The sequence below is a fragment of the Archangium sp. genome (assembly GCF_036277355.1).
GTDB lineage: Bacteria > Myxococcota > Myxococcia > Myxococcales > Myxococcaceae > Archangium.
Map to the genome: position 1 here is coordinate 49,164 of NZ_DASUNC010000100.1, position 12,019 is coordinate 61,182.

Below are 12,019 nucleotides of genomic sequence, written 5' to 3' on the forward strand. Positions count from 1 at the left end.
CGCCTCACACGTGGCGGGGCCGGCGCCAGAAGGGCGGGCGCCAGGGGGCGCGCTTCTCGAGCTGCTCCGCCACGTCTCCCTTCAGGGGCAGCCCGAGGCGCTCGCGCCGCAGGAGGAGCAGCTCGCGGATGACGATCTGACAGGTGCCCACGATGGGGACCGCCAGGAAGGTGCCGAGCACCCCGGCCAGCTCGGCGAAGAGGATGATGCCGAGCAGCGTCACCAGGGGGTTGAGCTCCACGGTGCGCTTGTAGATGACGGGCGCCAGCACGTGGTTCTCGAACTGCTGGTAGAGGACGACGTAGATGCCCACCGCCAGGAAGTCCCAGAACCCGCCCGAGGCGTACGCCACCAGCGCGAGCACGATGCCGGCGGCGGTGGCGCCCAGCAGGGGGATGAGGCTGCCCAGGCCGGAGAGGATTCCGAGCGGCAGGAAGAAGGGCACGCCGAGGACGGCCAGGAAGAGGGTGGCGCAGACGGCGTTCACCCCGCCGATGAGGGCCAGCCCGCTCAGGTAGCCCCCCACGGCCTGGTACACCTTGTCCAGCACCCGCTCGTAGCGCTGGCGGTGGGCCGGGAGGGACTCGGCGAGCACGCCGCGCACCACCCGGCCGCCGTAGAGCAGCATGAAGACGACGAGGAAGAGCACGGTGACGAAGGCGCCCACGCCGGCCATCAGCCCTCGAAGCACGCGCAGCGCCGGGTCCACGGCCCGCTGGACGAGCCCGGAGTCGCTTCCGCCGAGCGCCCCCAGCCGCTGCTCCAGCCCCATCCGCGCGTCGAGCCACTGGAAGACCCGCGTCTGGTGCATGCGCTCGTTGAGCTCCGGCAGGCGCTCTATCAACTCCCGCACCTGCGCCACGGTGGCGGGGATGATGAGGAACCCCACCCCCACGAGCGTGCCGAGCACGAGCAGCATCACCATGGCGATGGCCAGGGGCCGCTTCAGACCCCACTGCTGCAACCCATGCACCCCATGGTTGAAGGCCACCGCCAGGAGCATGGCCGTCACGGTGAGCGTGAGGGTGACGATGCCGTGGATGAACAGGTAGAGGGCGGCCAGCACCCCCACCACGGTGCCGCAGATGGTGAGCACCGTCTTCACCGTCACCTGCGAGCGAGGCACCACCACCGGCTCCCGGTCGTTCACGGGCTCGACGGGTGGACGGATGGGCCTCTCTGTTTCCACGTTCAACCCTCCCTGGCGGCTGGAGCCTCCAGGAAAGCTGGGGCTCCGCTGGCCGGAGCGGCAACGCCCCCTCCATGAAGGAAGCCAGACGCCCGCCCGCCCGGCTCCCCGGCACATTTCGAGCCAAACGAGAGCACCCGGATAGAATGCCCGGGCCCATGCGCGCCAATCGATGGACCGATGACCTCCTCGACGGCTTCCGCACGCGGGGAGACCCGCTCGCCGACGAGACCGTGAAGAACCTGTTCCAGCAAGGACAGGTGGAGACCGCCAACGCCCTGCTCAAGCAGCTCATCCGCAATGATCAGCTCGTCCCCGGCGAGCTCCCGGAGATGCTCCGCGAGTACCTGCTGCGCACGGAGCAACTGCCGGACTGGGCGGACCCGGCGCTGGTGCGTCACGGCGAGGCGCTGTTCGGCCGGTACGGGCCGCAGGCCGTCGTCTCCCTCTTCTGCGGGGCCCTGCCGGCCAGCTACGCGGCGGCCAAGGGCGTCCAGGTCATCCACCTCACCGCCCGGCTGGTGACGGATCCCTTCCGCCGCATCATGGAGACGGCGCAGATGCTGATCGACGTGCTGGCGCCGGACGGGCTGGCCCCGGGCGGCAGCGGCATCCGCAGCGCCCAGAAGGTGCGCCTGATGCACGCGGCGGTGCGCCACCTCCTCCTGGAGAGCGGGCAGTGGAACCCCGCGTGGGGCTACCCCATCAACCAGGAGGACATGGCGGGCACCCTCGTCGATTTCTCGTACGCCGTCATCGTGGGCCTCGAGAAGCTGGGCTGCACGCTGTCCCGGGAGGAGCAGAACGCCTACCTCCACTGCTGGAAGGTGGTGGGGCACCTGATGGGGTTGGAGACGGTCGCGCTGCCGGAGGACATCGAGGACTGCGCGGCGCTCGCCGAGGCCGTCCAGCGGCGTCACTTCCGCGCCAGCCCCGAGGGGCAGGAGATGACGCGCGCGCTCATCCAGATGGCCGAGCACGTCACGCCGGGCAACCTCTTCGATGGGATGGCGGCCTCGCTCATCCGCCACATCCTCGGCGAGGAGGTCGCCGACATGCTGAAGGTGCCGCCCGCGGACTGGACCCGCTACCTGATTGGCCCGCTGGCCATGCTGGGCAGGGCCTCGGACGAGCTGGGAGACCACTCGCGGGTGGTGGCGCGGCTGTCGGAGGTGTTCGGCCGCAAGCTGGTGGAAGGCATGGTGTGGATGAACCGCGGCGCCGGACGGCCCCCCTTCCGCATCCCCAGCACGCTGCGCGAGTCCTGGAACGTGCAGGGCCGCTAGGCGCGGTAGCCGCGCGCCCACCGTCCAGGCCGCGCGCAAGCTCGTGCTCAACGAGCACTGAGCCGGGCCGGCTTCCCCCCCCACCTCCGCGCACGCACCCCGGGCGAGGACCCGGACGGGAAACGTGTGTCCGGAGTACAAATGCAACTTGATTACTTCTGCCCGCAGATGCACATTGATACCGCTTTGACGGGAAAGCCCGGAAGCACTGGCGCCTCACGGATGGCGCATGCGGGAGACTCGCGGTGGCGCGAACGGTGTGGAGCATGGGAATCGGAGGGCTGGTGCTGGCGCTGCTCGCGGCGGCCTGGCTGAGCCGCCCGGTGGAGCTGCCCCGGGCCAGCCCCCCGCTGGCCGGCGCGGAGGCGCTCGGCGCACGAGCCCCGTCCCCCGCGCCGGCGCCCGAGGCCGTCCCAGCGGCCGCCGCCGAGCCGCTCGCGCCTCCCACGGGGGTGTCCGCACTCGCGCCCAGCCAGTCCGCCCCGGTGGTGCCCGGCGCGGCTCCGAGGCCCTGGCCCGTGTCCCCGCGCGCCCACCGCACGCTGCCGGAGCAGCACCTGCGCGTCGTGCGTGCGCTGCGCGCCGGCTACGCCACGCCCCTGGCGCGCCGGGACGCGGTGCTCGCCGAGCTCCACGCGTCCGGGGAGAGCCAGGAGCCGTGGACTCGCGGGGCCCGCGTGGCGCTGGACACCTGGCGCACCACCATTGAAGCGAACGTGCTGCCCGTACAGGCCGAGCCGCCACGCTGCTACGCCGCCGGCTGCGTGGCGCGCGTCACCTTCCCGGACGCGGCCTCCCATGAGGAGGCGCGGCAGCGGGTGCCCGGCCTGAAGCTCGGGGACGTGGGGCGGCACCTGCAACTGCCTCCCGAGCACCTGCCTTCCGGCGAGGTCGTCGTGTCCTGGGCGGTGCTCTCCCCGGCGCGCCCCTGAAGCCGCCTTCCCCCAGTGTCAACCCAGCAGTCCCCTACCCCCAAGAGGAGTCACACCATGAAGAACCTGTTCCACAAGAGCCTGCTGGCCTCCGGCGTCGCGCTGCTGCTCACCGGCTGCGGCAGCACCACCGAGGCCGAGCCCCAGCCGTCCCTGGAGGAGCGCCAGCAGTCCCTGGCCGTCTGCGCGGAGCCCGAGGCCAAGGAGATCCTCGAGGTGGCCGGGCACGCGTGCGTGCACGGTGACTTCGGTCCCTTCGAGGCCGTGACGGCCGCTCCGCTGGGCACCTACCCGTTCGTGGACGTGAGCGTGCCGCACATCGCCTACAACATCACCCTGCCGGCCAACGCCTCCGTGGGTGGCTGGGGCGGCGCCGTCAACTTCATGCCCGAGGAGACGGGCGAGTTCGTCTTCCTGGGGTCGACCGCGCCCCACCTGCGCATCTTCAACGGCACCACCGAGGTGCCGGTCGAGTGCGCCATGGCGGTTCCCCAGACGGTGTGCTCCAGCCTGCGCGTCGCCGCCGTGGCCGCGCTCGAGGCCGGCGTGGAGTACCGCCTGGAGTTCACGACCCACAAGGCGCACTACGCCCAGGGCACCCTCGTCATCGAGGAGCTGGCCCACGACGCGCACGTGCAGTAGCCGCCGCCTGTCTACCCACGGCAATCCCCATTCCCCCAAGAGGAGTCCCACCATGAAGAACCTGTTCCAGAAGAGCCTGCTGGCCTCCGGCCTCGCGCTGCTGCTCACCGGCTGCGGCAACACCACCGAGGCCGAGCCCCAGCCGTCCTCGCTGGAGGAGCGGCAGGACACGCTGCTCGCGGCCTGTCCGGAGCCCGAGGCCACGGAGCTGATTGAAGTCGCCGAGCACGCGTGCGTGCACGGGGACTTCGGGCCCTTCCAGGCCGTGTCCGCCGCGCCGCTGGGCACCTATCCGTTCGTGGACGTCAGCGTGCCGCACATCGCCTACACCATCACCCTGCCGGCCAACGCCTCCGCCGGTGGCTGGGGCGGCGCGGTCACCTTCCTGCCCGAGGAGTCCGGCGAGTATGCCTTCCTCCTGTCGCGCCAGCGCGGCCTGCGCATCTTCAACGGCACCACCGAGGTGGCGCGGGAGTGCCGCGTCCAGGTGCCCGAGGAGGCGTGCGGCAGCCTGCGCACCGCCGTCGTGGCGGAGCTCGAGGCCGGTGTGGAGTACCGCCTGGAGTTCAAGGCCCGCGCGGAGCGCAACTCCCAGTTCACCCTCGTCATCGAGGAAGCGGCGCACGAGGACGCGGAATAACCCCCCGCGTCCGTGCTGATGTATCCCTGTTGCATTTTCCACCGGGATACGGCAAGGAATCGGCATGCGTCCTCTCCGCCGATTCCTCGCCCTGGCCGCCAGCGCGGCGGTGCTCGCCGCCTGCGGCCGTCCCCCCGAGCCGGACCCCGGGACTCCCGACGAGCAGCCCCAGGAGCAGACGGACCCGTGCGCGCCCAACGGCCACATCCACCGGGAGCCCACGGGGGACTGGTGCCATTGCGACCGCGGCCACATGGCGTCCGAGCAGGACCTGTCGTGCCTGCCGGACCCCGACTACGTGCCGAGGGACGGCTTCGACTTCGGCGACAACGGAGAGCATGCGTGCTGGCACGTCGGCAATGGCCCCTTCGCCACGGTGACGGCGGCGGTGGACCGGCTGCCCCGCGTGGACTCCTTCCACACGCACTACACGGTGAAGCTGCGCCCCGAGGGCGGGCAGTACGTGGGCACCTTCACCTTCAAGGCCTACGCCACCGGTGACTTCATCGCCTACCTGAGCGACGCGAGCGTCCCCCTGGCCGTGCGCGAGGGCACGAAGGTGCTCGAGGTGGCCGCCACCTCCCCCATCCCCGAGGCGCTGCGCGACGGCGTGTGCCAGGGAGGCCTGGTGCACATGGTGGGCTACGAGCTGACGGACAAGGTCCAGTACACCGTCACGTTCGGCCCCACGCCCCTGCCCGAGCTGGGCCTCGTCATCGAGCACCTGCCGTAAAAACACCGCGACAACAGTTGCAACATAGTTGCGTTTACGTCATCAGTGCGGGTGCCGGGGAGCACGTGGTGCTGGCGCATGGCGCCGCGCCGCTCCCGGTTCACACGGAAAGGGTTCAACCATGAAGATGACGATGCGGAACGTCTGTGGTGCGCTCGTGGGCCTGTCGCTGGCGGCCTGTGGCCCGGCGCTCGAGGAGGAGCAGCTCCCCTCGGAGCAGGAGGCCCCGCTGGAGGCCGGCTGCACGGCGCTGGGCTCCAGCATCACCTCGCACTCCTGCACGCACTCGAACAACGCGGCGGACCACATCGCGGTGACGGCGACGAGCGGCCTCACCGCGAGCACCCCCAGCATCAACACCGCGCACAAGCAGTACAACGTGACGCTGCCGGCCGGCGCCACGGGCACGGTGAAGTTCCGTCCGGCCACCGCGGGCTCCTGGGCCTTCTACCGGACGCAGGGCAACACCCTCACCGTGAAGAATGGCGCCACCCCGCTGAGCCCGGCGCTCACCCACAGCGTGTCCGTCTCGGGCTGCGGGCTGGTGACGGTGGACGTGTATGACCTGGCCAGCACCACCACGGACTACCAGGTGGACCTGGGCACGGCCTCGGGCAACCTGGTGGGCGTGCTGGCCGAGCGCGTCGAGGACTACCGGATCCGCTACTACCAGGACGCGGACAACGACGCCTGGGGCAACAGCAGCGTCTCCGTGCTCACCGCGTGCGTGCCGCCGTCCGGCTACATCACCCAGCGTTTCGACTGCAACGACGCCAACGCCAGCATCAACCCCTCGGCCACGGAGATCCTCGGCAACAGCGTGGACGAGAACTGCAACGGCTCGCTGACGAACTAGTCCCCTGCCGACCGAAGCGGGCGTGAGCCCGTGAGCCGGGGCGGTCCCCTCTCCGGGGCCGCCCCGGTGCCATGTCCACCCCCACGCGAGAGGAACCCCGAACGATGCGACCCATCCCTGGCACCGCCCTGCTCACCGCCTGCGCCCTGGCCCTGACGGCCTGCAACGACGAGCCCCCCCCGCCGCCCGCTCCGGGAGCGGACACCCGGGCCCCCACGGTGACGGCCACCTCCCCCGCCGAGCGCGCGGAGGCCGTGCTCCCCGGCGCCACCACCGAGGTGTCCATCACCTTCAGCGAGCCCATGAAGCCGGACACCGGGACGCTGGTGCCCTCGAGCGGGCTGAAGCTCGGCGCCCCCACCTGGACGGGCAACACGCTGAAGGTGCCCGTCACCGGGCTCGGCCATGACGATGCGCACTCGCTGGAGTTGAAGGGCTTCCAGGACGTGGCCGGCAACGCGCTGGACGGCACGGCGCTGCTGGGCGACGGCAAGCTGGACTTCCACACCGGCTCGGACCGGCCCCGCGCGGCCGTCGCGTCGGCCAGCGTGGCCGAGGGCGCCCAGGGCGTCTACCCGGTGGAGATGTACTACGACGCCGAGGCGAGCCGCCCGGGCGCGTACTTCCGCAAGGTGCTCTCCGTGACGTTCACCGAGGCCATGGAGCCGGCCTTCAACCAGGTGACGCTGGTGAACCGCACCGACACCACGCTCGCGCCGCGCCCGCTGACGGGCCAGTGGTCGCCGGACGGCCTCACGCTCACGCTCACCCTCACGGCGCCCGAGGAAGGGGGGCCTCCGCTGGAGGAGGAGTCCACGTACGCGCTGGACCTGAGCGCGCTGCGGAGCGCCGCCGCCGGCAACCGGCTGGAGGCCAGCACCTTCCTGGGTGACGGCAAGCTGGACTTCACCACGGGCAAGCGCAACGGCGACCTCGAGCACGCCTGCGCCCACTCGCTCGTGAGCACCGCGGAGTCCCTCGCGGCCGCGGCCAAGATGCCGCCGTTCGGCTTCCCGCCGCCGACGGACGTGGGCCACACGCGCTACCGGTTGACGCTCCCCGAGGCGGACGCGGGCTCCCACGTGGGCTACACGGAGCTCGTCTCCAAGCCGGACCAGGACGAGCGCATCGTGCTGTTCCTGAACCAGGATGTCCCGGTGGGCGTCTGGGACGAGCTGGACGCGGTGGACGTGCCCGTGGAGGTGAGCCCCACCGCCGCGGTGTGCCCCGGCATCACCCACCAGGCCCGCTTCACCGTCACGCAGGGAGACCGGTTCTACTACCTGCGCTTCGGCGCCACCTCCAGCGCGGCGCTCGAGTTCATCCTCGAGCGCTACGCGAAGTAGCGCTCACTCCCAGGCGGCGGTGAAGGCGGTGTGCCGCCGCACGTTGACGAGCAGCGCGCGGTGCACCTGGCTCTCCGGGGGCACCGCCACCGCCGCGCCTCCGGGTGGCACCTCCAGGCGCTCGAAGAGCGTGCCCTCGAACCAGCGGTGTGGCTGGAGCTCCACGACGAACAGGCCCTCGTCGTCCAGCTCCACCTCGATGGGGACGAACTCCACGCGCTGCAGCTCCACCGGTGGGGGGAAGTCCAGGGCGGCGCGGAAGGCCAGGGTGCGCCCGTCGCGCGAGGCCGTACCCTCCAGCACCACCGAGCGTCCCTCGAGCGGCGCCGCCTCCGCGCCCAGCGCACGGGACGGAGGCTGGAGCAGCAGCGAGAAGGAGCGCGCCATGCCGGCGATGCCCGGTGAGCGTCCGAGCACCCGCGTCTCGCCCCCCTCGCCCAGCAGATCGAACACCACCTCACGGTCCCACTCGCCCAGCACCCGGCCGCCCGCGAAGAAGGAGTCATGCGCGTGGGCGGTGGGCACGAGGACGTCGCTCACGCGGCGCCACCACCGTGTTGTGGAGCCGGCCTGAAGGGGCGAGGGATTCTCGAAGAGGTAGATGGGGCCGAGCACCATGCGCGCGGAGGTGAGGGCCACGCGCCAGCCGGTGTCGGTGGTGAAGTGGCCCGGCTGCGTTTCGCCGGGGGCGAGGGCGGTGCGCAGGCCCATGCGGAAGACGATGGCGCGGCCGCCCGTGCCGGACAGCCCGCAGGCGGAGCCACCGCCGAGCAGCGCGGTACCGAGCAGGGTGGTGAAGGCGCGGCGGGTGGTGCGGAAGAGAGGGCTCATGGAGTCTCCTCGTCCTGGAGGTCCAGGTAGAGGGTGAAGGTGGCGCGGAAGGTGCGGGGGGCTCCCGCGGCGAAGTGGCGCGTGGCCAGCAGCGAGGCGGGCGCGTCGGGGCCGCGGAAGTTGGACACGTAGTTGAACTCGGCCTCGCGCCAGCGCGCGTCGAGCAGGTTCTCCACGGACAGGCCCAGCTCCATCCACTTCCACCGGGCGCGGGCCGCGGCGTCGAAGAGGAAGATGGGCTCGCTGTAGCGGTCGAGCGGCAGGGGCTTGGGGCCGATGGCGCTGTGCCCCAGGGCGAGGTTCCACCCCACCGGCTGGCCGGACACGGTGATGTCACCGCGCACGGAGGCATCCAACCGGCCGAGGAGGTGGGGGATGTACGGCATGACGGTGCCCTCCCACAGCTTCCACTGGGGGGCCCCGGGGATGGGGAGCGTGGCGTGGGCCCAGGCGGCGCTGGCCTGGACGTCCACGCGCTGCTCCAGGGTGAAGCGCGCGGTGGCGAAGGCGCCCAGGCGCTGCGAGGGGCCCACGGGCTGGTTGCGGCCCGTCGTCTCGTCGAAGACGAGGTCCTGGGAGACGCGGGTGGCGAAGAAGGCTCCGCGCACCTCCAGGTCATACGCGTGCCCGTCCCCCGCGAGGCGCCAGCCCAGGCCCGTCTCGGCCGCGGAGACCCGGGCATAGGGGGCGAGCTCCGCGTCGGACAGCGCGGCCGCGTCACTGGAGCGCGCGCCCAGGCCCGCGCTGGTGAGCCAGGTGAGCCGGGGCGTCAGCCGCACCTCGGCGGTGAGGCGGGGGCTGGCGAAGAAGCCGTAGGCCTCGATGGACTCCTCGGGGATGCGCTCTCCCTGGCGATCGGAGGCGGGGCGGTTCTGGTCCTCGACGCCGAAGAGGAAGGTGTCCAGGCGCAGGCCGCCGCGCAGGGTGAGCCACGAGAGCGGAGCCAGGCGCAGGGAGGCATAGGCGCCCAGGTTGGTGGTGCGCACCTGGTTGTCGAAGAGGGTGGCGTAGGGGGCGCCGCCGTTGTCGCGCAGGCGGCGGGCGCGGGTGAGCACATCATCGAAGCGCGCGAGGTAGCCCAGCTCCAGGGGCTGCGGCTGGCCGAGAAAGGTGAGGCCCGGCGAGTAGCGCCCGCGCAGGCCCACGGTGGTGCCGCGGTAGGACTGCTCGGTGTTGTCGCCGCGCGGGAGCTCGCCCACGGGAGGCACGTCGTTGAGGAAGCCGGTGAAGTTGTCGCGGATGCGCATCTGGCGCAGCACGACGAAGCCCTGCTGGACGAAGCGTCCGCCGCGGCGAAGCCGGGACTGGAGCTCGGCGGAGAGGATGTGGCGCTGCCCTGCCCCACCCTGGTTGGGATCATGGAGGCAGAAGAACTGGGAGTCCGCGCCGGGCGCGCAGGGCATGCGGCCGTCCACCACATCCGTCTCGCGGACGACGCCCGCCGAGGAGAAGCGAGCCGCGTAGCTGGTGCCGAAGAGGCGCAGGCGCGTGTCCTCGCCGACGCGGAATTCCACCTGGGCCATGGCGCCCGCGTTGGCGTAGGCGCGGTTGGGGCCGAAACCATGGCCCTGGCGCAGCAGGAGGCCCACGAAGTTGGCCTCACTGGACTCGGGAGGGCCCCACACCAGGGAGAGCCGGCGCGAGGCGAAGCTGCCGTAGCTGGCGGAAGCGGTGAGGCCCCGGCGCTTCAGGCCGAGCTGGTACTCGACGGAGCCGGCGACGCCGAAGTCCCCCTGGGCGGGGTCATAGGGGCCCTCGGTGATGCGCAGCGAGTCCACGAGCTCGGGGATGATGAAGTAGGTGTCGGCGTAGCCATGGCCGTGGGCATGGGAGACCTCGTTGAGGGGGACACCATTGAGGCGGAACTCGACGTCCTTGCCCTCACCGGCGTCGAAGCCGCGGATGAAGATGGTGTCGGCGTGGCCCTCGCCGCCGTGGTTGGCGAGCATGACGCCCGGGGCGAGCAACATGAGGTCCGAAGCGGAGTTGCGAGGCACATCGGCGAGCTGGCCGATGGGGATGTGAAAATCCCCGACGGCGGCGGGAGGAGGCGGAGCCGCCTGACCCCGAACGGTGGTCGCGAACGAAGGAGGCTCCTTCGCAGGAGACTTCTCGCTGGAAGTCCCCTCCCCCGAGGCCGCCTCGCTGGCACTCCTCTCCCTCTCCCCCCGGGAGAGGGTCGGGGTGAGGGTATCCGTCCCCTGGGTCGTGCCCGTCGTCGCCCCCTCTCCCTCTGGGAGAGGGCTGGGGTGAGGGTCTACCGCCGGCGTGAACGTGACGGGAACATCCGCCTGGACCTCGATGGGCGCATCCCCACGCCGTGCGGGCTGGAACCTCCAGCGCAGCGCGGCCTCCATCGCCGCCCGATCGAACACACTCCCAGCCGACTCGCGCACGTCCACGCGGGACACCTCGCCGGCCTCGTCGATGGTGAGGCGCAGCAGCACGGTGACGGGGGCGTCCAGGGGAGGCGCGTCCGCGGGCATGACGGCGGGAGCGGTCTCCACGGGGACGGGGGGAGACACGGGGGCTTCGGCCGTGGCGCTCAGCAGGAGGAGCACCAGACTGGAAATCCACATCAAGGGGGAAGACCTCGTTCGGGGAGGGCCGGAGGGATACACCACCCCCGGCTTGACTTGCAACCGGGTTACATTTAACTCCCAGATACATGCGTTTCCATGAATCAAAGTCCAGGATGCCGTGGCGCGCGGTGCTCGTCGGGTTTGCGCTGGCGGGTGCGTCATGCGAACCAGCGGCCGAAGGCGACGTCCGCGTGACGATGAGCGGAGGAGACGGAACCCAGCGGGGCTATCCGAGCCACCTCTTCCAGGACGGCTGGTCGGTGCAGTTCACGAAGTACCTGGTGTCACTGGGGGACTTCACGCTCACCTCGGCCGCGGGGGAGAGGCGAGCCACGGGCGAGCACGTGCTGGTGGACGTGCAGAAGGGGGACATTCCGCTCACGGAGCTGAAGGGGCTGACGGCGGGGCGCTGGAGCGTGGGCTTCCGGGTGAGCCCGCCGAGGGAGGACACGCGGCTGCCGGACGGCGGCGTCTCGGCGGAGGACCTGGCGATGATGCGCGAGCGTGGCTACAGCTACTGGGTGGAGGGGGTGGCGGTGAAGGGAGGCGTGGGCGTGTACACGTTCCGCATGGGCTTCCCGGTGGACGCGCGGATGGTGGACTGCGTGAACGGGGTGGACGGGACGCTGGGAATCGTGGTGCCGGAGGGCTCGGTGGCGGAGGCCGAGGTCACCATCCACGCCGAGCACATGTTCTATGACCGGCTCGGGACACACCGGGGGGTGGAGCTGCGCTTCGACGCCTTCGCGGCCACGGCGGACGCGGCGCGGGTCATCACCCCCGAGGGATTGGCCGGACAGCGGCTGTTGGACCTGCGGGGCCTGGACGGGGGCGAGCTGAAGGACAGCGCGGGCAAGCCGGTCGTCTACGAGCCGGGCGCCTACACGGTGCGGACGCTCCAGGAGTTCGTCACCCAGAGCGTCGTGGATCAGGCGCACCTCAACGGAGGGGGAGTCTGCACCGTCGCCCGCTGAGAGGCCGG

Annotated in this window: 11 protein-coding genes; 8 read left to right on the forward strand and 3 right to left on the reverse strand. The window is 71.4% G+C overall.

Annotated features, from left to right (window positions below; genetic code table 11):
• Positions 1 to 4: 4 nt before the first annotated feature.
• Positions 5 to 1,189, reverse strand: coding sequence for an AI-2E family transporter (locus tag VFZ09_RS25755; protein ID WP_329730311.1), 1,185 nt, complete (start codon positions 1,187 to 1,189; stop codon positions 5 to 7).
• Positions 1,190 to 1,347: 158 nt separating this feature from the next.
• Between VFZ09_RS25755 and VFZ09_RS25760 the strand changes: the two genes are divergently transcribed.
• From VFZ09_RS25760 to VFZ09_RS25790, 7 genes are all read left to right on the forward strand, one after another.
• Positions 1,348 to 2,475 (forward strand): oxygenase MpaB family protein, encoded by a 1,128-nt coding sequence (locus VFZ09_RS25760; RefSeq protein WP_329730312.1) that lies wholly within the window; start codon positions 1,348 to 1,350, stop codon positions 2,473 to 2,475.
• 266 nt (positions 2,476 to 2,741) lie between these two features.
• Positions 2,742 to 3,407, forward strand: a complete 666-nt coding sequence (locus VFZ09_RS25765; RefSeq protein WP_329730313.1) for a hypothetical protein — start codon at positions 2,742 to 2,744, stop codon at positions 3,405 to 3,407.
• Positions 3,408 to 3,464: 57 nt separating this feature from the next.
• Positions 3,465 to 4,049, forward strand: a complete 585-nt coding sequence (locus VFZ09_RS25770; protein ID WP_329730314.1) for a hypothetical protein — start codon at positions 3,465 to 3,467, stop codon at positions 4,047 to 4,049.
• Between the two features lie 52 nt (positions 4,050 to 4,101).
• Positions 4,102 to 4,689 carry a hypothetical protein gene (locus tag VFZ09_RS25775; RefSeq protein WP_329730315.1) on the forward strand — a complete coding sequence of 196 codons (588 nt, stop codon included), beginning with the start codon at positions 4,102 to 4,104 and terminating at the stop codon, positions 4,687 to 4,689.
• A 64-nt stretch (positions 4,690 to 4,753) separates the two neighbouring features.
• Positions 4,754 to 5,422: a hypothetical protein gene (locus VFZ09_RS25780; RefSeq protein WP_329730316.1), complete on the forward strand. Its 669-nt coding sequence runs from the start codon at positions 4,754 to 4,756 to the stop codon at positions 5,420 to 5,422.
• Positions 5,423 to 5,543: 121 nt separating this feature from the next.
• Complete coding sequence (locus VFZ09_RS25785) at positions 5,544 to 6,278, forward strand: MopE-related protein (protein ID WP_329730317.1); 735 nt, start codon at positions 5,544 to 5,546, stop codon at positions 6,276 to 6,278.
• Positions 6,279 to 6,382: 104 nt separating this feature from the next.
• On the forward strand, positions 6,383 to 7,624 hold the full coding sequence (locus VFZ09_RS25790) for an Ig-like domain-containing protein (RefSeq protein ID WP_329730318.1): 1,242 nt from the start codon (positions 6,383 to 6,385) through the stop codon (positions 7,622 to 7,624).
• A 3-nt stretch (positions 7,625 to 7,627) separates the two neighbouring features.
• Here the strand turns inward: VFZ09_RS25790 and VFZ09_RS25795 are convergent, their stop codons facing one another.
• Positions 7,628 to 8,455: a hypothetical protein gene (locus VFZ09_RS25795; RefSeq protein WP_329730319.1), complete on the reverse strand. Its 828-nt coding sequence runs from the start codon at positions 8,453 to 8,455 to the stop codon at positions 7,628 to 7,630.
• On the reverse strand, positions 8,452 to 11,034 hold the full coding sequence (locus tag VFZ09_RS25800; RefSeq protein WP_329730344.1) for a TonB family protein: 2,583 nt from the start codon (positions 11,032 to 11,034) through the stop codon (positions 8,452 to 8,454). Before VFZ09_RS25800 ends, VFZ09_RS25795 begins: the two co-directional genes overlap by 4 nt.
• A gap of 89 nt (positions 11,035 to 11,123) precedes the next feature.
• Here VFZ09_RS25800 and VFZ09_RS25805 point away from each other — a divergent pair, with 89 nt between their 5' ends.
• Entirely contained in the window at positions 11,124 to 12,011 is an 888-nt protein-coding gene (locus VFZ09_RS25805) for a hypothetical protein (RefSeq protein ID WP_414640743.1), read from the forward strand.
• Positions 12,012 to 12,019: the final 8 nt, after the last annotated feature.